General features: G+C 66.7%; 17 protein-coding genes, 3 tRNA genes and 1 pseudogene. 12 read left to right on the top strand and 9 right to left on the bottom strand.

Going from position 1 to position 18,387, the window contains the following annotated elements; genetic code table 11:
* The first annotated feature begins 33 nt into the window (after window positions 1-33).
* From lexA to PJ250_RS14310, 6 genes are all read left to right on the top strand, one after another.
* Entirely contained in the window at window positions 34-678 is a 645-nt protein-coding gene (gene lexA, locus PJ250_RS14285) for a transcriptional repressor LexA (protein ID WP_271645241.1), read from the top strand.
* Window positions 679-847: 169 nt separating this feature from the next.
* Window positions 848-1,882: a recombinase RecA gene (gene recA, locus PJ250_RS14290; RefSeq protein ID WP_271645242.1), complete on the top strand. Its 1,035-nt coding sequence runs from the start codon at window positions 848-850 to the stop codon at window positions 1,880-1,882.
* 161 nt (window positions 1,883-2,043) lie between these two features.
* Window positions 2,044-2,547, top strand: a complete 504-nt coding sequence (locus tag PJ250_RS14295; RefSeq protein ID WP_271645243.1) for a regulatory protein RecX — start codon at window positions 2,044-2,046, stop codon at window positions 2,545-2,547.
* Between the two features lie 114 nt (window positions 2,548-2,661).
* Window positions 2,662-5,313, top strand: coding sequence for an alanine--tRNA ligase (alaS, locus tag PJ250_RS14300; RefSeq protein ID WP_271645244.1), 2,652 nt, complete (start codon window positions 2,662-2,664; stop codon window positions 5,311-5,313).
* A 143-nt stretch (window positions 5,314-5,456) separates the two neighbouring features.
* The gene (gene csrA, locus PJ250_RS14305; protein WP_271645245.1) at window positions 5,457-5,666 is read left to right on the top strand and encodes a carbon storage regulator CsrA; all 210 of its coding nucleotides are present in this window, start codon (window positions 5,457-5,459) and stop codon (window positions 5,664-5,666) included.
* A gap of 77 nt (window positions 5,667-5,743) precedes the next feature.
* A tRNA-Ser gene (locus PJ250_RS14310) sits at window positions 5,744-5,836 on the top strand.
* Between the two features lie 271 nt (window positions 5,837-6,107).
* Here the strand turns inward: PJ250_RS14310 and PJ250_RS14315 are convergent.
* From PJ250_RS14315 to PJ250_RS14345, 7 genes are all read right to left on the bottom strand, one after another.
* Window positions 6,108-6,184: transfer RNA gene (locus tag PJ250_RS14315), tRNA-Arg, on the bottom strand.
* Window positions 6,185-6,307: 123 nt separating this feature from the next.
* On the bottom strand, window positions 6,308-7,315 hold the full coding sequence (locus tag PJ250_RS14320) for an NAD-dependent epimerase (RefSeq protein WP_271645246.1): 1,008 nt from the start codon (window positions 7,313-7,315) through the stop codon (window positions 6,308-6,310).
* A 34-nt stretch (window positions 7,316-7,349) separates the two neighbouring features.
* Window positions 7,350-8,633 (bottom strand): nucleotide sugar dehydrogenase, encoded by a 1,284-nt coding sequence (locus PJ250_RS14325; protein WP_271645247.1) that lies wholly within the window; start codon window positions 8,631-8,633, stop codon window positions 7,350-7,352.
* An 81-nt stretch (window positions 8,634-8,714) separates the two neighbouring features.
* A complete protein-coding gene (locus PJ250_RS14330) occupies window positions 8,715-9,563 on the bottom strand; it encodes an alpha/beta hydrolase family protein (protein WP_271645248.1) in 849 nt (282 codons plus the stop codon).
* Window positions 9,564-9,615: 52 nt separating this feature from the next.
* Window positions 9,616-11,019, bottom strand: a complete 1,404-nt coding sequence (locus PJ250_RS14335) for a PhoH family protein (protein ID WP_271645249.1) — start codon at window positions 11,017-11,019, stop codon at window positions 9,616-9,618.
* 97 nt (window positions 11,020-11,116) lie between these two features.
* Window positions 11,117-11,599, bottom strand: coding sequence for a peroxiredoxin (locus PJ250_RS14340; protein WP_271645250.1), 483 nt, complete (start codon window positions 11,597-11,599; stop codon window positions 11,117-11,119).
* 270 nt (window positions 11,600-11,869) lie between these two features.
* Window positions 11,870-12,430, bottom strand: a complete 561-nt coding sequence (locus PJ250_RS14345; protein WP_271645251.1) for a glycine cleavage system transcriptional repressor — start codon at window positions 12,428-12,430, stop codon at window positions 11,870-11,872.
* 150 nt (window positions 12,431-12,580) lie between these two features.
* Between PJ250_RS14345 and dapA the strand changes: the two genes are divergently transcribed.
* Window positions 12,581-13,489 (top strand): 4-hydroxy-tetrahydrodipicolinate synthase, encoded by a 909-nt coding sequence (gene dapA, locus PJ250_RS14350; RefSeq protein ID WP_271645252.1) that lies wholly within the window; start codon window positions 12,581-12,583, stop codon window positions 13,487-13,489.
* Between the two features lie 20 nt (window positions 13,490-13,509).
* Window positions 13,510-14,019, top strand: a complete 510-nt coding sequence (locus PJ250_RS14355; RefSeq protein ID WP_271645253.1) for a hypothetical protein — start codon at window positions 13,510-13,512, stop codon at window positions 14,017-14,019.
* Between the two features lie 133 nt (window positions 14,020-14,152).
* On the opposite strand, the gene fdxA is transcribed toward PJ250_RS14355, so the two are convergent.
* Both fdxA and PJ250_RS14365 read right to left on the bottom strand, forming a co-directional pair.
* Entirely contained in the window at window positions 14,153-14,476 is a 324-nt protein-coding gene (fdxA, locus tag PJ250_RS14360; RefSeq protein WP_271645254.1) for a ferredoxin FdxA, read from the bottom strand.
* 140 nt (window positions 14,477-14,616) lie between these two features.
* Window positions 14,617-14,691, bottom strand: a tRNA-Glu gene (locus PJ250_RS14365).
* Window positions 14,692-14,810: 119 nt separating this feature from the next.
* On the opposite strand from PJ250_RS14365, the pseudogene pcnB reads away from it, so the two are divergent.
* The 4 genes and pseudogenes from pcnB to panC form a co-directional block, all read left to right on the top strand.
* A pseudogene (gene pcnB, locus PJ250_RS14370) lies at window positions 14,811-16,124 on the top strand (polynucleotide adenylyltransferase PcnB); the annotation flags it as partial.
* Entirely contained in the window at window positions 16,121-16,612 is a 492-nt protein-coding gene (gene folK, locus PJ250_RS14375; protein WP_271645255.1) for a 2-amino-4-hydroxy-6-hydroxymethyldihydropteridine diphosphokinase, read from the top strand. The pseudogene pcnB and the gene folK, both read left to right, overlap by 4 nt.
* A gap of 17 nt (window positions 16,613-16,629) precedes the next feature.
* The gene (gene panB, locus PJ250_RS14380; protein WP_271645256.1) at window positions 16,630-17,442 is read left to right on the top strand and encodes a 3-methyl-2-oxobutanoate hydroxymethyltransferase; all 813 of its coding nucleotides are present in this window, start codon (window positions 16,630-16,632) and stop codon (window positions 17,440-17,442) included.
* 47 nt (window positions 17,443-17,489) lie between these two features.
* Complete coding sequence (panC, locus tag PJ250_RS14385; RefSeq protein ID WP_271645257.1) at window positions 17,490-18,332, top strand: pantoate--beta-alanine ligase; 843 nt, start codon at window positions 17,490-17,492, stop codon at window positions 18,330-18,332.
* The last annotated feature ends 55 nt before the right edge of the window (window positions 18,333-18,387 follow it).

Genomic DNA, 18,387 nt, shown 5'->3' on the forward strand with positions numbered 1-18,387 from the left:
AGGGGGCGTGTGTTAGTAGTAATACTACTAACCATGCAGCTCACCGACACCCAGCAGGCCATCCTGGCCATGATCGCCGAACGGCTCGAGGCCGAAGGCATGCCGCCGTCGCAGACGGAGATCGCCCGTGCGCTGGGCTTCAAGGGCGTGCGGGCCGCGCAGTACCATCTGGAAGCGCTGGAGGCCGCGGGCGCCATCGAGCGGATTCCGGGCCGGGCACGTGGCATCCGCCTGCTGCGGGCGCCGCAACCGGCGCAGGCAGCGATGGCCTTCGCGCCGGCCAATGAGGAATCCGCCCTGCGCCTGCCGGTGCTGGGCCGGGTGGCGGCCGGTGCGCCGATCGGCGCCGATGCCGACCACCACGACTACGTGGTGCTGGACCGGGTGTTCTTTTCGCCTTCGCCGGACTACCTGCTCAAGGTCAAGGGCGACTCGATGCGCGACGAAGGCATCTTCGAGGGCGACCTGATCGGCGTGCACCGCACCGGCGATGCGCGCAGTGGCCAGATCGTGGTGGCCCGCATCGATGAGGAAATCACCGTCAAGCTGTTGAAGATCGGGCGCGATGCCATCCGCCTGCTGCCGCGCAATCCGGACTATTCGCCCATCGAGGTGAGGCCGGACCAGGAGTTCGCCATCGAAGGCCTGTATTGCGGGCTGGTCAGGCCTAACCGGTGAGCGCGCGCCGCAGACAGGAGTTTTCCCACAACGCGTGTCGGCGTTGTCCGCTGCCGCCGATGGGCCTAGCGCAATAAGTTTCGATGCGAGACGGCCGGTCTCAACCCGTGCGATGGCCGCCCCGTAGATTGCTTCCCAACAGATTTCCACCCCTTTGAGGACACTGACAATGGACGAGAACAAGAAGCGCGCCCTGGCCGCGGCCCTGACCCAGATCGAGCGCCAGTTCGGCAAGGGCTCGGTGATGCGCATGGGCGACCGCGTGATCGAGGCGACCGAGGTGATCCCGACCGGTTCGCTGATGCTGGACATCGCCCTGGGGATCGGTGGCCTGCCCAAGGGCCGTGTGGTGGAAATCTATGGGCCGGAATCGTCGGGCAAGACGACCTTGACCCTGCAGGCCATCGCCCAGTGTCAGAAGCAGGGCGGCACGGCGGCCTTCATCGACGCCGAGCACGCGCTGGATCCGATCTACGCCGGCAAGCTGGGCGTGAACGTCGACGACCTGCTGCTGTCCCAGCCCGATACCGGCGAGCAGGCGCTGGAAATCGCCGACATGCTGGTGCGCTCGGGTTCGGTGGACATCGTGGTCATCGACTCGGTCGCCGCGCTGACCCCGAAGGCCGAGATCGAGGGCGAGATGGGTGACCAGCTGCCAGGCCTGCAGGCGCGCCTGATGAGCCAGGCGCTGCGTAAGCTGACCGGCAACATCAAGCGCTCCAACACCTTGGTGGTCTTCATCAACCAGCTGCGCATGAAGATCGGCGTGATGATGCCGGGCCAAAGCCCGGAAACCACCACCGGCGGCAATGCCCTGAAGTTCTACGCCTCGGTGCGCCTGGACATTCGCCGCATCGGTGCGATCAAGAAGGGGGACGAGATCATCGGCAACCAGACCCGCATCAAGGTGGTCAAGAACAAGATGGCCCCTCCGTTCAAGCAGGTCGTCACCGAGATCCTCTACGGCGAGGGCATCAGCCGCGAAGGCGAGCTGATCGACATGGGCGTGGAGGCCAAGATCGTCGACAAGGCTGGCGCCTGGTACAGCTACGGCTCCGAGCGCATCGGCCAGGGCAAGGACAACTCGCGCACTTACCTGCGTGAGAACCCTGAAGTGGCGGCCAAGCTGGAAGCCGAACTGCGCCAGAAGTTCGAGCCCGCCGAAGTCGCTGGCCGCGAAAACGTAGAAGGCGATGACGACTGAGTTCATCGGTTCCATGCGGGCCGGCGCCGCTGTCAGTGGCGGGGCCGGCCTGCATGGGGCGATGTTGGATCAGGGCAGGGGCGTCGTTCCGGACGCCCTTGTCTGTTTCAGCGCGTCCGCGTCCGCACCCGGCATGCGCATCGTCACAAGTAGAGGTCTGCATGGATGAGGAGCATCTGCCCGCATCCCAGGCGAGCGGCAAAGGCCGTCGCCGCCGCCCCGAGCCGACTCCGGTACAGCGCGCCCTGGCGCTGCTGGTGCGGCGCGAGCATTCGCGAAAGGAGCTGATCCGCAAGCTGGTTGCCCGCGGGGTCAGCAGCGAGGACGCCGCTGCCGCGCTGGATCGCCTGGCCGGCGAGGGCTGGCAGGACGACGACCGTTTCGCCGAATCCCTGGTCCGCACTCGCGTGGCGTCCGGCTATGGGCCGCGTTACATCGAGGTCGAGCTGGAAACCCATGGGCTCGGCAGCGCCCAGGTCGCACGGGCCCTGGCAACCTTCGAGGGCGACTGGCGGGCGCTGGCCGCCGACCTGGTCGCGCGGCGCTTCGGGGCCGAGCGGCTGGAAGACCTGGCGGCCCAGCGCAAGGCCGCTGACCTGCTGCTGCGGCGCGGCTTCGATGGCGATGCGGTCCGGGCGGTCTTGCGCGGCTTGCCGGAGGACTGAGCCCCTGGGCTTTGCTACCCTTGGCGGTTCAAGGTTGTCCGGGACAGGCTGCATCCGCATGTAAGGGGGATCGCGGCCTGTTTTGCCAGCCGCTCGCCCAACGCAAGCTCCCACATGACCGCGCCTACCTTCAGCAGCAACCAGGTCCGCCAGGACTTCCTCGATTTCTTCCGTGACAAGGGCCATACCATCGTGCCCTCGGCGCCGCTGGTGCCGGGCAACGATCCGACCCTGTTGTTCACCAATTCCGGCATGGTCCAGTTCAAGGACACCTTCCTGGGGGCGGAGAAGCGCAGCTACGTGCGCGCGGCCGATGTCCAGCGCTGCCTGCGGGCCGGCGGCAAGCACAACGACCTGGACCAGGTGGGCTACACCGCCCGGCACCACACCTTCTTCGAGATGCTGGGCAACTGGTCGTTCGGCGACTATTTCAAGAAGGAAGCGATCAGCTGGGCCTGGGAACTGTTGACCCAGGTCTGGAAGCTGCCGGCCGAGCGCCTGCTGGTCACCGTCTACCACGACGACGACGAAGCCTATGGCTACTGGCGCGACATGATCGGCGTGCCGGCCGAGCGCATCGTGCGCATCGGTGACAACAAGGGCGCGCCCTACGCATCGGACAATTTCTGGCAGATGGCCGACACCGGCCCCTGCGGCCCGTGCACCGAGATCTTCTATGACCACGGGCCGGAGATTCCGGGTGGCCCCCCGGGATCGCCCGAAGAGGATGGCGACCGGTTCATCGAGATCTGGAATCTGGTGTTCATGCAGTTCGACCGTCAGCCTGACGGCACCCTGGTCCCGCTGCCGGCGCCGTGTGTGGACACCGGGATGGGCCTGGAGCGCCTGGTGGCCGTGCTGCAGCACGTGCACAGCAACTATGAGATCGACCTGTTCCAGACGCTGATCAAGGAAGTGGCACGCCTGACCGGCACGGCCGACCTGGAAAACAAGTCGCTGCGGGTGATCGCCGACCACATCCGGGCCTGCTCGTTCCTGATCGTCGACGGCGTGCTGCCTTCCAACGAGGGGCGCGGCTACGTGCTGCGCCGGATCATCCGCCGCGCCTTGCGTCATGGCTGGATGCTGGGGGTACGCGAGCCGTTCTTCAGCAAGCTAGTGCCGACCCTGGTGTCCCTGATGGGTGCGGCTTATCCCGAACTGGCCGAACAACAGGTGCTCGTCGAGCGGGCCCTGGGGGCCGAGGAAGAGCGTTTCGCCGAGACCCTGGACGCCGGGATGCGCATCTTCGAGGACATCGTCGCCAACACCCAGGGCGTCACGATCGCGGGTGAAGAGGCATTCCGCCTGTACGACACCTACGGCTTCCCGGTGGATCTCACCGCCGACATCGCCCGCGAGCGCGGCCTGCAGGTGGACATGGGCGGGTTCGATGCGGCGATGGAGCAGCAGCGGCAGACCGCGCGGGCCGCGGGCAAGTTCTCCGGTGGCACCGCACTGCCGGCCGATCTGGTGGCACAGCTGGCACCGACCGAGTTTCTGGGGTATGACGCCTTGGAGGCCGAGGATCTGAAGGTGGTCGCGCTTCTCCTTGACGGCCGCCCGGTCCAGCGACTCGAGGCGGGCCAGGAGGGCATCGTGCTGTTGGACAAGACGCCGTTCTATGCCGAGTCCGGCGGACAGGTCGGCGATACCGGCGTGCTGACCCCCTCCGGCGGGCGCTTCCAGGTGTCGGACACCCTGAAACTTGCCGGCCAGTTCCACGGTCATCTCGGTGTGCTGGAGCAGGGCACGCTCTCGGTCGGCGACATCGTGTCTGGTCATGCCGACGTCGCGCGCCGCAGTGCCACCATCCTCAACCACTCAGCCACGCATCTGCTGCACGCGGCGCTGCGGGCTCTGTTGGGCACACATGTGCAACAGAAGGGCTCGCTGGTCGCGCCGGATCGTCTGCGCTTTGATTTCTCGCATTTCCAGCCGGTCTCGGCGGACGAGTTGGCCGAGGTCGAGCGCCGGGTGAACGCGGAGATCCGTGCCAACCACGCGGCCGAGATCCGGCACATGGCCATGCAGGAGGCGCTGGATTTCGGGGCCATGGCGCTGTTTGGCGAAAAATACGGCGAGCACGTCCGCGTGCTGCGCATGGGCGATACGTCCACCGAGCTGTGCGGCGGGACGCACGTGCAGCGCACCGGGGACATCGGCCTGTTCAAGATCGTCAGTGAAAGCGGCGTTTCGGCTGGCGTGCGGCGCATCGAGGCGGTGACCGGGCAGGGCGCGCTGGATCATGTCGCGGCTGAAGAGCGGCGCCTGGCCGAGGCGGCGCATGTCGTCGGTGGCAGTTCCGCCGAGCTGGTCGAAAAGCTCAAGCAGCTGACCGAGCGACAGAAAAAGCTGGAACGTGAGCTGGAAAGCCTGAAAGCCAAGGCGGCTAGCGGTGCCACTGCGGACCTGGCCGGGCAGGCCAAGGTCATCGAGGGCATCAAGGTGCTTGCCGCGCGTTTGGAGGGCTTCGATGCCAAGGCGCTGCGCGAGGCGATCGACCGGCTCAAGCAACAACTCGGCGACGCGGTCATCCTCCTGGCCGGGACTAGCGGCGGCAAGGTGGCGCTGGTGGCGGGCGTGAATGGCAGTGCAATGGGCCGGGTCAAAGCCGGGGAACTGCTGGGTCACGTGGCCGGTCAGATCGGGGGCAAGGGCGGCGGTCGCCCGGACCTGGCCCAGGGTGGTGGCGAGGACGGGCCCGCCCTTGCATCTGCTCTAGAGGGGGTCGAAGGTTGGGTCACCCAACGGCTTGTCGTCTGAATCACAGTGTTTGTCTCTTGCGGCTGGACGTGTCCGGCCGCTACCATGTTTCACGTCTATGAACTTATTTGGGAGTGTTCCGGCTGCGACGGGGGCCGAACACCTCTACCGGCCTTACGCTAGCCGGACTACGGAGAATTGAAATGTTGATTTTGACCCGCCGTGTCGGCGAAACCCTGATGATTGGCGATTCGGTCTCGGTGACCGTTCTTGGCGTCAAGGGGAATCAGGTGCGCATCGGCATCACGGCGCCCAAGGATGTCGCAGTGCATCGCGAAGAGATCTATCAGCGTATCCAGCGCGGCGAAGATGCTGGTGCGGCCACCGAGGCAGAAAGCAGTTCCTCGAACTGACGATTTAGTTTGCCGTTCGCGCGTTCAGCCGGTATCCTTGCTGGCCGTCGCGCAGCGGTCAGGCGCAACGTTTGTCCGGAGTGATGCCCGAGTGGCCGAAGGGGCTCCCCTGCTAAGGGAGTATAGGGTCAAAAGCTCTATCGAGGGTTCGAATCCCTCTCACTCCGCCAATTGAAAGAACCCGCCTTGAAGGCGGGTTTTTTGTGCCTGTTGCTCATGTTCATCCGCCGCGCGCTTCTTCAGGACGCGGATCTGCATGGATCGATCTGTATAGATCGGGCGTGGGAAGCGCGCGTCTGAAAACCCCCTGTTGCCTGCCGCGTTCTCGCGACGACGGCGTCGGCGGTACGCGTACGCTCGCGCAGGCGAGGGCAGGCAGTGTGAGGGAGAGGAGGCAACAAAAAAGCCAGCACGTTGGCTGGCTTTTTCGCGTTCTTCGCTTGGTGCGCCCGGAGAGATTCGAACTCCCGACCGCCTGGTTCGTAGCCAGGTACTCTATCCAGCTGAGCTACGGGCGCGCTGCGAAGGAGCGAGATTATTCGTGTTTCGCGCTTTCGCGTCAACACCTTTTCCCGATTTTTTTGCGTTCGCCCCGGCATGATCCTGGGATCGGAACCGATGCGCCGTGCGCGTCGTGGCGGTCACACGCCGTAGTAGTCGCGGTACCACGCGACGAAGCTCGCAATCCCGGTTTCCACGGGTGTCGAGGGGGCGTAGCCCACATCCCGCTGCAGTGCAGAGACGTCTGCGAAGGTGTCAGGGACATCGCCTGGCTGCAGGGGCAGCAGGCGTCGCTCGGCCTTGCGCCCGAGCGCGCGTTCGAGCACCTCGATGTACTCCAGCAACTGCACCGGCGCGTTGTTGCCGATGTTGTAGACGCGGTAGGGCGCGTCGGAAGTCGCCGGGTTGGGTTGCATGGCGTCGTACAGCGGATCCGGTCCGGGCACGTGGTCCAGCGTGCGGATCACGCCCTCGACAATATCGTCGATGTAGGTGAAGTCGCGTGTGTGCTGCCCGTTGTTGAACAGGTCGATGGGCTCGCCGGCGAGGATCTTGCGGGTGAATTGGAACAGCGCCATGTCCGGGCGTCCCCAGGGGCCATAGACGGTGAAAAAGCGCAGGCCCGTGGTCGGCAACCGGTAGAGATGGCTGTAGGTATGCGCCATCAGCTCGTTGGCCTTCTTGCTGGCCGCATACAGGCTCAAAGGATGGTCCACGCTGTCCTCCACGGCGAAAGGCAGCTTGCGGTTGCCGCCGTAGACCGAACTGGAGGAGGCGTAGATCAGGTGCTCCACGCCGCGATGCCGGCATGCTTCCAGGATGTTCATGAAGCCCACCAGATTGCTCTGCACGTAGGCATGGGGGTTCTGCAGCGAATAGCGCACGCCTGCCTGTGCGGCCAGGTTGACCACGCGCTGCGGCTCGAAGCCGGCGAAGGCCGCGTCGAGCGCATCGCGGTCTTCCAGCGCGCCCCGGACAAAGGAGAACCCGGTATGCGCGTGCAGGCGCTGCAGGCGTGCGTCCTTCAGCGTGGGATCGTAGTAGTCGTTGAGGTTGTCATAGCCCAGCACAGTGTCGCCACGCTCGAGCAGGCGCTCGCTGAGGCGTGCGCCAATGAAACCGGCGGCGCCGGTCACCAGGATCTTCATGGGAGTTCTCGGATCGGATTGGGGAGGAGGGGCTTCACAGGCGGCCATCCACGTCATCTTGGGGCAGCAGGCGTTGCACATCGAACACCACGCCGCCTGGGCGCGTGAAGGCACGCACGCCGGTGCCGCCGAGCGCGGCGAACTGTTGGTGGGCCACCGCGAGGATGACGGCATCGTAGTGGCCGTGCGGCGGCGCCTGGGCCAGGGATAGCGCGTACTCGCGCGCCGCTTCGGCAGGATCTGCCCACGGGTCGTGCACGTCGACCTGGACGTTGTACTGCCGCAGTTCGTGCACGATATCGACCACGCGGGTGTTGCGCAGATCCGGGCAGTTCTGCTTGAAGGTCAAGCCCAGCACGAGCACGCGCGCGCCTGCGATGGGGTTGTTGCGTTGGGCCAGCAGTTTGATCGTGCGCTGGGCCACGTGCGCGCCCATGCCATCGTTGATCCTGCGTCCGGCCAGGATCACCTCCGGGTGGTGGCCGACCTGCTGGGCCTTGTGGGTCAGGTAGTACGGGTCCACGCCAATGCAGTGCCCGCCGACCAGCCCAGGCTTGAAGCCAAGGAAATTCCACTTGGTCGCGGCCGCTGCGAGGACCTCGCCGGTGTCGATTCCCAGGCGATGGAAGAGCAGGGCCAGCTCGTTGACCAGGGCGATGTTGACGTCGCGCTGGGTGTTTTCGATCACCTTGGCAGCCTCGGCGACCCGGATGCTGGGCGCGCAGTGGGTGCCGGCGTGGATGATGCGTCGATACAGCGCGTCGACCCTGGCGGCGGCTTGCGGGGTCGAGCCGGAGGTGACCTTTACGATGGTTTCCAGGCGATGGGCCTTGTCGCCGGGATTGATGCGTTCCGGGCTGTAGCCGACGTGGAAGTCACGGTTGAACACCAGGCCGGATTCGGCCTCGATGAGCGGGACACAGACTTCCTCGGTCGCACCTGGATAGACGGTGGATTCGAAGATCACCAGGCCGCCAGGGGCCAGCGCGCGCCCCACCGTGCGGCTGGCCGACTCGAGGGCGGTCAGGTCTGGCCGCTTGTAGGCATCGACGGGGGTCGGCACGGTGACGATGAAGACCTCGCAACCGGCGAGGTCCGCAGGGTCGTCGGTAAAGCGCAGCTGATGCGCCTCGCGCAGCTGCTCGGGTGCTATCTCGCGGGTCTGGTCGTGATGGGCTTGCAGTTCGGCCACGCGCTTGTGCTGGATGTCGAAGCCCACCGTTGGACCGAGTCGACCAAACGCCACGGCCAGAGGAAGGCCCACGTAACCCAGCCCGATGACGGCGATGGTCGGCGATGGGCTGGCGGCTTCGGGCATGGGTATGAGGTCCGATCGGTTGGAGCGGGAATCTGGCCGCCTAGGATCGCATCGCGGCCAAGCCGGTGCGATGCCTGCTGCTCAATCCAGGGGATGGGCCAGATGCTGCACGACGGCTTGGGGATGGCGCATCCAGGCAAAGTGATCGGCGCGAGTGCCGAGCGAGGCGGCGTCCAGGACGGTGGTGGAGACCGAAGGTGAAGCGAATCGATCCACCAGTCCCGCCAGCGAGGCCGGCGGTGCGAACCAGTCCTGCGCCAGCAAGACACCTGTCACCGGAACGGCCAGGCGGGCCATCGCCGCCTCCAGGTCCTGCGACAGACCGCGCGCGGCGTAGCGCCCGGAGAGGCCCACGCGCGTCCAGTCATCGATCAGGCCGCGCGCCTCGTTGCCACCGAATCCGATGCGCCGACCGGGTAAGGCGCCATTGCGCCGCGAGAGCCAGGCCATGAAGCGATAGGCGGCGGGCAGCAGCCAGCCGCGTGGCGCCGAAAAACGTGGCCAGTGCGGCGTCCCACTGGCGACCAGCCACAGGCCTGCGTAGCGGGCCGGGTGCAGGGCCGCGTGACAGCATGCCAGCTGGCCGCCCAGGCTGTGCCCGCCGATCAGCTGGCGCGAGCCCTGGAGAGCGTTGCGCATCGCCGCCTCGCTGGCTGGCAGGTCCAGCGCCAGCCATTCGCGGTAGCCCCAATTGGTGGTGCGCGAAGCGCGCAGCGAACTGCTGCCGTGGCCGCGTGCCTCATGCAGGAAGACCGCGATGCCCTGTGCGCTGAGCGCCTCGGCGAGCGGCAGGTAGTGCCGCGCGGCCACGCCCATGGCCGGCAGCCACAGCAGGCTGGCGCGCGGACGCTCAGGAACCCTGTGGAGCAGCGTCCAGGTATGCCCGTCTTCCGCACGGACTGCGATGCCGTCGGTGGCTGCCTCGCTCATGGTGTCGGTCAGGGTGGGCGCGCCGTGGTGCTCGGCGTGCCCACCGTGCGGCTCACAGCACTTCGGAGGCGTAGTCGGCCAGGCGTGAGCGCTCGCCGCGGCGCAAGGTGATGTGCGCGCTGTGCGCCCAGCCCTTGAAGCGATCCACCGCGTAGGTCAGGCCCGAGGTGGTCTCGGTCAGGTACGGGGTGTCGATCTGCTCCACATTGCCCAGGCACACGATCTTGGTACCGGGGCCGGCGCGGGTGATCAGCGTCTTCATCTGCTTGGGGGTGAGGTTTTGCGCCTCGTCCAGGATCAGGTAGCGTGAGAGGAAGGTGCGGCCGCGCATGAAGTTCATCGAACGGATCTTGATGCGCGAGGCCAGCAGGTCGTTGGTCGCCTGGCGCCCCCAGGCCCCGCCTTCCTGGTTGTGGGTGAGCACTTCCAGGTTGTCGGTCAATGCGCCCATCCACGGGGTCATCTTCTCTTCCTCCGTGCCGGGCAGGAAGCCGATGTCCTCGCCCACGCTGACCGTGGCGCGGGTCATGATGATCTCGCGGTAGCGCTGCTGGTCCATGGTCTGGGCCAGGCCGGCAGCCAGGGCAAGCAGGGTCTTGCCGGTGCCGGCGGTGCCCAGCAGGCTGACGAAGTCGATTTCCGGATCCATCAGCGCGTTGAGCGCGAAGTTCTGCTCGCGATTGCGTGCACTGATGCCCCACACGGCATGCTGACCGCTGCGGAAATCATCGACCAGGGTCAGCGTGGCCTTGCCATCGGCGTTGACCTTGGCCACGCGCAGTTCGACCTCGTCATCGCCGGGCAGGTAGAGGTACTGGTTGGGATGCCAGTCCTCCTCATCGGCCATGCTGACCTCGTAGCTGGTGCGGCCGCTCTTGTCGCTCCAGGATTTCAGGTCGCCCTGGTGGCGGTGCCAGAAGTCTTCCGGCAGCGCGGTGGCGCCGGTGTAGAGCAGGGCGAAATCGTCCAGCGCGCGATCGTTCTCGTAGTCCTCGGCGACGATGCCGCTGATCGAGGCCTTGATCCGCAGGTTGATGTCCTTGGACACCAGGATGACCGGTGTGCCCGGGTGCTCCTCGTGCAGCTGCAGCACGGCCGCCAGGATCTTGTTGTCCGGCGCGATGGCACCAAAGGTGCGGCCGGGGTCGACCGGCTTGAGCTGGAAGTGCAGCTGGCCGATCTGGCCGGGCTGGCGCAGGTTCAGGCCCTTGGGATGGAGCAGGGTGATGCCCAGCTGGATGCGCTCGGCATCGGCGCCGACGATCAGCTCATTGAGGAAGCGACTGACCTGGCGCGCATTGCGGCTGACCTCGGACATGCCCTTCTTGGCATTGTCCAGTTCCTCGATCACCTGCATGGGCAGGAACACATCGTGTTCCTCGAACTTGAACAGCGCGGTCGGGTCGTGCATCAGCACGTTGGTGTCCAGCACGTAGATGCGCTTGCTTCGTGTCATCGTGGTTTCCTGTGTGTGGACGGGCAGACAGACGAACAGCAGCAGGCCGCCACGACCCGCGGGGCGGGATGGCGACCTGTGTGGAACGGCGGGGACTTCACTGCGAAATGGCAGCCTTCAGTGCGTCGAGCACGGCCTGGGCGTGGCCGGCGACCTTGACCTTGCGCCATTGGGCCGCAATACGCGCATCGGGCGAGATCAGAAACGTGCTGCGCTCGATGCCCAGCACCTGACGCCCGTACATGTTCTTTTCCTTGATCACATCGAAGGCCTTGCACAGGGCCTCGTCGACATCGCTGATCAGCGGGAAGTTGAAGCCCTGCTTGGCGCAGAAGTTGTCGTGCGACTTCACCGAATCGCGCGAGACGCCGAACACCTTCGCGTCCAGCGCCTCGAACTGCGGCAGCAGGGCGTTGAAGTCGATGCCCTCGGTGGTGCAGCCCGGCGTGCTGTCCTTCGGGTAGAAGTACAGCACCAGCCAGTGGCCGGCGTGCTCGGCGAGGGTCGTGGAGGCGCCGCCGGACAGGGCGAGCGGCAGTTTCAGGGTGGACTTCGGAAGTGCTTTGGCGGTCGCCGTCATCTTAGAGCGTGCCTTGTACTTTGAGGTGAGTGCGAAGCGGCATGGGGCGTGTCGAGACAAGGCGTGCGCTGCCGCCCAGGCTGGCCGCCTGGGCAAAGCGCGCAACGCAGGATCGGCGCGCCCCAGGCCGCTTCCCTTCGGGTTGGCCGTCAGCGGCACGGAACCGGCGCCGCGTGGCTTGCCTTGGCCACCAGCCAAGGCTGCGCCGCGCGACACCGGCTCCGCATCGCTGACAACCAACGCATCTCATCTCAAAGTGCATGGCACGCTCTAAAACTTCATCGGGTCCATGATCGCGTCCAGGTTCAGATGGTCGCAGAATTCCAGGAAGTCGTCGCGCAGCGCGGCGATGTGCATGTTGGCTGGCACGCCGATGGTGACCTGGGCCGAGAACATCTCCGCACCGGTCTGCATCGCGCGATAGCGCGTGGACTGCAGGTTCTCGATGGTGATGCCCTGGCGGTCGAAGAAATCGGCCAGTTGGAACAGGATGCCGGGCTTGTCGGCGGCCACCACTTCGACGATGTAGGGCAGCAGGTTGGACTGCACGACCTTGGCGCCGGTGCGGTACCAGACCAGCTTCAGGCCTTCCTCGCGCTCCAGTCGGGTCAGCATCGCCTCCAGCTTGGCCACCGAATCCCAGGAGCCGGTGGCCAGCGCGGTCACCGAGACATCCCGTCCGACCGTGGACAGGCGGGCATCGACCAGGTTGCAGCCGGAATCGGCAATCCGACGCGTTACGCCCAGCAGGGGCGACTCCGGATGCGTCGTGTAGGCGTTGATCAGGAGGTGATTTTCGTTCGGCGAGGGCCGGGGCGTGGAGTCGGTCAAAAGTGGCTTCCGGCGTTACAGCGAGTCTGAATGGCCCCGGGACGGGGCCTGCACAGCGCGGCCAGCATACTTGCCCGTCCTTTCGCGCCGCAAGTAACATCGCTGCCGAGCGCGGCGTTCCGTGCGTATCACTCCTTACAGGCGAAGCGCTTGTCCCTTTCCGGCTGCATCACCGCCCTGGCCACGCCGTTCGATGGCCGTGGCGATCTCGATCTGGACGCTTGGCGTGCACTGCTCGACCGGCAGGTGCGCGGCGGCATCCAGGGCGTGGTCGTGGCGGGCTCGACCGGGGAAGCCGCGGCGCTGTCCGATGAGGAATATGTCGCCTTGATCAGCGCGGCGGTCGCACATCTCGCCGGCGCCATGCCGGTCCTGGCCGGCACCGGTCAGATGAACACGGCCAAGACCATTGCGCAGACCCGCCTGGCCGCCAGCGCGGGAGCCGACTACGCCCTGGTGGTGACACCGCCCTACGTGCGCGCGCCGCAAGCCGGGCTTGAGGCGCACTATCGCGCCGTGGCCGAGCAGGGCGGGCTTCCGGTGGTGCTCTACAACGTGCCAGGCCGCACCGGCTGTGACCTGTTGCCGGCGACCGTCGCGGCGCTGGCCGCGCACCCGCGGATCGTGGGCATCAAGGAGTCGCGGACCGAGCCGGACCGGCTGCAGGCACTGCTGGCGCTGCGACGGAGTGACTTCTGTGTGCTGTCCGGCGACGATGGCACCGCCGGGCAGGCGCTGCTGGCCGGCGCCGATGGCCTGATCTCGGTCGGTGCCAATGCCCTGCCATCGGCCTATCGTCACCTGTGCGAACTGGCACGCCGTGGCGAGGCAAGCGCGACGCAATCCTGGGACGCGCAGCTTGTCGAGTTCCATGCGTTCTTCGGAATCGAATCCAATCCCATCCCGGTCAAGGCGCTGCTGCAGCGTCAGGGCGTGGGGCAGGGGCTGCGGCTGCCGCTGCTGCCGCTGTCGGAGACCCATGCCGGGCTGGCCGACCGCCTGGCCGAGCGCGCGATCGCGCTCGAAGCACAATCCAGCCGCGAACCACTCGCGGCCTGACTTCAAACGGAGAGTCATCCATGCGTTTTTCCCGCGTTTCGCGTTCCCTCATGCCTGCCCTGCTGGCGATCTCCATCGTCGGTCTGTCCGGCTGTCACTGGTTCCACAAGGGGCCCAAGGGCGACTACGCGTTGAGCGAGCAGGAGCGTCCGCTGGAAGTGCCGCCGGACCTCAATGCCCCCAACACCGCCGGTGCCATGCAGGTGCCAACCGTGGCAACCGGCGCCAGCCAGCAGGCCGGCGCGTCTGCGGTTAACACCTCCGGATTCAACGTCTCCGGCAGCCGCGACGAGGTCTTTGCCAAGGTGGGCGATGCCCTGGGTACCGTCGATGGCCTGACTATCGCCAGCCGTGCGCAGCTGCTGGGCAGCTATGACGTGTCCTACCAGGGCGCCAGCTTCCTGGTGCGCGTGGCCGCCATCACCTCGGGCACCTACGTGTCGGCAGTGGATCCGCGTGGCCTGCCGGCGACCGGTCCGGAAGCGACCCGCCTGATGGCCGAGCTGAAGAACCGCCTGGCCGGCAACTGATCCCGACCGGCCGGCTCGATCGAGGCGGCGGCGGACAGGAAAAAACAAAGGCGCCCTGCGGGGCGCCTTTGTCGTGTCAGAGGGTTGGAGTGGCGACCTCGGTGCCTGCCGCCCGTACCAATAGGGCGTCGGCTCAGCGCTCCAGCAGGGGCAGCTTGTCCGGCTTGCCTTCCCACTCGGCCGCGTCGGGCAGCCCGTCCTTGCGCACCGTGATCACCGGCCAGGCGCGCGACAGCTCGGCGTTAAGGGCGACAAAGCCCTCCTGCCCGGCGGGCACGTCATCCTCGGGGTAGATGGCATTGATCGGGCACTCCGGCTCGCACAGCGTGCAGTCGATGCACTCGTCCGGGTCGATCACCAGGAAGTTGGGGCCTTCGTGGAAACAGTCGACCGGGCACACCTCCACGCAGTCGGTGTACTTGCACTTGATGCAGTTCTCGGTGACGACGAAGGGCATGGCGATGATCCGGTCGAACGTGGAGATGGCTGGCGATTCTATAGGAACCGCCCCGGCGGGACGTAGCGCAGTCGAAGCAAGCGCCAAACGAAAAGACCCGGCATTGGCCGGGTCTGATCGGGTCCAGGCAACATCACGGTTGGCGCTCCCTAGGGGACTCGAACCCCTGTTTTAGCCTTGAGAGGGCCACGTCCTAACCACTAGACGAAGGGAGCGTTTGGGCCGTGACGGCTTAGCTGGTTAGTATATTCATAGCTTGTGCTCCCGGCAATCGGGTCAGCCGCCAAAAAACTTAACGGAAGCCGCAATCATCACCTCCGAACTCCAGCCCACCGTCATCCCGCGCGAGGCCCATACGATCTCGCGCCGGGATATCAGTCCCAACGCTCTGCGTGTGCTCTATCGGCTGCGCGATGCCGGCTTCTCGGCCTACCTGGTCGGCGGTGCCGTGCGCGACCTGCTGGTCGGCCAGCACCCGAAGGACTTCGACGTGGCCACCGACGCCACGCCCGAGCAGGTCAAGCAACAGTTCCGCAACTGTCGCCTGATCGGCCGTCGCTTCCGCCTGGCGCACGTCGTGTTCGGGCGCGAGATCATCGAAGTGGCGACCTTCCGCGCCAACAGTGACGATGGCAGCGGCGACCGCGAACTGCATGAAGACGGCCGCCTGCTGCGCGACAACGTCTACGGCAGCATCGAGGACGATGCACTGCGCCGCGACTTCACCGCCAACGCCCTGTATTACGCCATCGAGGATTTCTCGGTGCGCGATTACTGCGGGGGCTTCGAAGACGTGCAGGCCCGGCGCATGAAGCTCATCGGCGACCCCGAGCAGCGTTATCGCGAGGATCCGGTGCGCATGCTCCGTGCGGTGCGCCTGGCCGCCAAGCTCGGCTTCACGATCGATGGCCCGAGTGCGGATCCGATCCCCGAGTTGGCGCCGTTGCTGGCCGAGGCCGCGCCGGCGCGGTTGTTCGAGGAGGTCCTCAAACTGTTCCTCTCCGGGCACGCGGTGGCCAGCTTCGAAGGTCTCGAGCGCACCGGCCTGTTGACGGTGCTGCTGCCCGAGAGCGCTGCCGCACTGAAGTCCAACCGCAGTGGCGCGTTGCGCCGCATGGTGTTGCAGGGTCTGGCCGGCACCGATGCGCGGGTAGCCAATGAGGAGCCGGTGTCGCCGGCGTTCCTGTTCGCCTTGCTGCTGTGGCCGGCGTACTGCCGGGCGCTGATCGGTCTGCAGGCGCAGGGCACCCATCCGGAAGAGGCTGCGCGCCGCGCCGCCGACCGGGTCACCTTGCACCAGTTGAACACCATCGCCTTGCCCAGGCGCTTCTCGTTGCCGATGCAGGAGATCTGGTTGCTGCAGTCGCGCTTCGGCCAGCGCCAGCGCAAGCGGGTCACGCGCCTGCTGACCCATCCGCGCTTCCGCGCCGCGTTCGACTTCCTGGTGCTACGCCAGTCGGCTTCGCCCGAGCACGCCGCCGACGTTGAATTCTGGACCCAGGCGCAGAGCCAGACTCACGAAGAGCTATCCGCGGCGCTGGGCCTGGAGCCGGCGGGGGACGGGTACGAGGATGAGGACGCGCCGCCGTCCAAGCGCCGCCGCCGACGTAGGCGCCGTAGCGGGGCGGCCGGCGCCAGCGGGGAATGAGCGCAGCGGTCACCGCCTGCATCGGGCTGGGGGCAAATCTGGGCGATGCGGCGGCCACGCTGCGCGCCGCGTTCGATGCCATCGCCGAACTGGCGGACACCAGGCTGGTCGCCGCCTCGCCGCTGTACGTGACCCCGGCGTGGGGCCTGGAGGACCAGCCGGACTTCGTGAATGCCGCCGCCCGCGTGGAGACTGCGCTGGCGCCTGCCGCACTGCTGGAAGCACTGCTGGAGATCGAACGTCGCTTCGGCCGTGACCGCAGCCGCGAGCAGCGCTGGGGGCCGCGCACGCTGGATCTGGATCTGCTGCTCTACGGTGATGCGGTCATTGATCTGCCCGGCCTGCAGGTGCCGCATCCGCGCCTGCACGAGCGAGCGTTCGCCCTGGTGCCGCTGGCCGATGTCGCGCCCGAGCTGCATATCGCCGGCCATGGCCCGGTGCAGGAAGCTGCATTTCGCATCGAGCGGGGCGCCATCGCCGCCTTATGAGTGGATAATGCGTACCGATGAGTACGCACGCCGACAGCAAGCCCTGGACCGTTCCCGCCCTGCGCCAGGCCAAACAGGCCGGGCAGAAGCTGGTGATGTTGACCTGCTATGACTATGGCTTCGCCAGGACGCTCGATGCCGCCGGCGTGGACTTGGTCCTGATCGGCGATTCCCTGGGTATGGTGGTGCAGGGGCACGATTCCACCTTGCCGGTCACCATCGAGGACATGGTCTATCACACGCGCATCGTGTCCCGCGGGCTGGAGCGCGCGCTGCTGGTGTCCGACCTGTCCTTCCAGTCCGATGCCACCCCCGCGCTTGCGCTGGACGCGGCCACGCGCCTGCTGCAGGCCGGTGCGGAGATGGTCAAGCTGGAGGGCGCCGGCCACAAGCTGGAGGTCATCCGGTTCCTGAGCGAACGCGATATCCCGGTGTGCTCGCACCTGGGGCTGACCCCGCAGTCGGTGCTGTCCTTCGGCGGCTACCGCGTCCAGGGACGCGAAGAGGCGGCCGCTGAAAAGCTGCTGGCCGACGCGATCGCCGTGGCCGAGGCGGGCGCCAGCCTGCTGGTGCTCGAGTGCGTCCCGTCCACGCTGGCCGCGCGGATCACCGCCGCCGTCGAAATCCCGACCATCGGCATCGGCGCCGGGGTCCAGTGCGATGGACAGGTTCTGGTGCTGCATGACCTGCTTGGCCTGGAGATGGGCCACCGCCGGCCGAAGTTCGTCAAGGATTTCCTGGCAGAAGGCGGCTCGGTCGCCGGCGCCGTGCGTGCCTATGCCGACGCGGTGCGCGGCGGCGCATTCCCCGATGCCGCGCACGCGTATTGAGCCGACGCGCGACCTTTCACGATTCAACACGCGCGGGTAGGGCGCACATGATCGAAACCATTACCGAACTGGAAGCCTTGCGCGCGCGCGTGGCCGGCTGGAAGCGGCAGGGTCTCAAGGTTGGCTTCGTGCCGACCATGGGCAACCTGCATGCCGGGCACTACTCGCTGATCATGCTGGCGCGTCAGTACGCAGACCGCGTGGTGTCCAGCGTCTTCGTCAATCCGACCCAGTTCGGCCCCAACGAGGACTACCTGCGCTATCCACGCACGCTGGAAAGCGACACCACCGGCCTGGAGGGCGCTGGGTGCGACGTGCTTTGGTTGCCCACGGTCGAGTCCATGTATCCGTTCGGCATCGACTTGGCGGCCAAGGTCCACGTACCTGGCGTAAGCAGCGTGCTGGAGGGCGAGTGCCGCCCCGGGCATTTCGACGGCGTCTGCACGGTGGTGAGCCGGCTGTTCAACCAGGTGACGCCCGATCTTGCCGCCTTCGGCAAGAAGGACTACCAGCAGTTGGCGGTGATCCGGCAGATGGTCACCGACCTGGCGTTTCCCATCGAGATCCTCGGCGGCGGCATCGTGCGCGAGGCCGATGGCCTGGCGATGAGTTCGCGCAACCAGTACCTGTCGGCCGACGAGCGCCCGCGGGCCGCGGAGATCCGCCGGGTGCTGCAGGACATGCGGGATGGCGTGGTCGCCGGCGCGCCGCGCCTGCAGGTCGAACAGGCCGCCGCCGCGCGCCTGGCCGGCGCTGGCTACGTGGTCGACTACACCGTGGTGCGTCGGCCCGATCTGACCGAACCGGTCGACGGCCAGGACGGCCCGCGGGTCGCCCTGATCGCCGCGCGGCTGGGCACCACGCGCTTGATCGACAACCTGGAATTCTGAAGCGCCATGCCCTGCACGACGGTGTGGGGCCCGCGCTGCTAGACTCGCCGCCCTG

It is taken from the genome of Pseudoxanthomonas sp. JBR18 (assembly GCF_028198165.1).
In the GTDB taxonomy this organism is placed as follows: domain Bacteria; phylum Pseudomonadota; class Gammaproteobacteria; order Xanthomonadales; family Xanthomonadaceae; genus Pseudoxanthomonas_A.

Excerpts from the sequence above, each read along its gene's own strand:
- lexA (WP_271645241.1), top strand. The coding sequence starts at position 34 with ATGCAGCTCACCGACACCCAGCAGGCCATCCTGGCCATGATCGCCGAA.
- recA (WP_271645242.1), top strand. The coding sequence starts at position 848 with ATGGACGAGAACAAGAAGCGCGCCCTGGCCGCGGCCCTGACCCAGATC.
- PJ250_RS14295 (WP_271645243.1), top strand. The coding sequence starts at position 2,044 with ATGGATGAGGAGCATCTGCCCGCATCCCAGGCGAGCGGCAAAGGCCGT.
- alaS (WP_271645244.1), top strand. The coding sequence starts at position 2,662 with ATGACCGCGCCTACCTTCAGCAGCAACCAGGTCCGCCAGGACTTCCTC.
- csrA (WP_271645245.1), top strand. The coding sequence starts at position 5,457 with ATGTTGATTTTGACCCGCCGTGTCGGCGAAACCCTGATGATTGGCGAT.
- PJ250_RS14320 (WP_271645246.1), bottom strand. The coding sequence starts at position 7,315 with ATGAAGATCCTGGTGACCGGCGCCGCCGGTTTCATTGGCGCACGCCTC.
- PJ250_RS14325 (WP_271645247.1), bottom strand. The coding sequence starts at position 8,633 with ATGCCCGAAGCCGCCAGCCCATCGCCGACCATCGCCGTCATCGGGCTG.
- PJ250_RS14330 (WP_271645248.1), bottom strand. The coding sequence starts at position 9,563 with ATGAGCGAGGCAGCCACCGACGGCATCGCAGTCCGTGCGGAAGACGGG.
- PJ250_RS14335 (WP_271645249.1), bottom strand. The coding sequence starts at position 11,019 with ATGACACGAAGCAAGCGCATCTACGTGCTGGACACCAACGTGCTGATG.
- PJ250_RS14340 (WP_271645250.1), bottom strand. The coding sequence starts at position 11,599 with ATGACGGCGACCGCCAAAGCACTTCCGAAGTCCACCCTGAAACTGCCG.
- PJ250_RS14355 (WP_271645253.1), top strand. The coding sequence starts at position 13,510 with ATGCGTTTTTCCCGCGTTTCGCGTTCCCTCATGCCTGCCCTGCTGGCG.
- fdxA (WP_271645254.1), bottom strand. The coding sequence starts at position 14,476 with ATGCCCTTCGTCGTCACCGAGAACTGCATCAAGTGCAAGTACACCGAC.
- folK (WP_271645255.1), top strand. The coding sequence starts at position 16,121 with ATGAGCGCAGCGGTCACCGCCTGCATCGGGCTGGGGGCAAATCTGGGC.
- panB (WP_271645256.1), top strand. The coding sequence starts at position 16,630 with ATGAGTACGCACGCCGACAGCAAGCCCTGGACCGTTCCCGCCCTGCGC.
- panC (WP_271645257.1), top strand. The coding sequence starts at position 17,490 with ATGATCGAAACCATTACCGAACTGGAAGCCTTGCGCGCGCGCGTGGCC.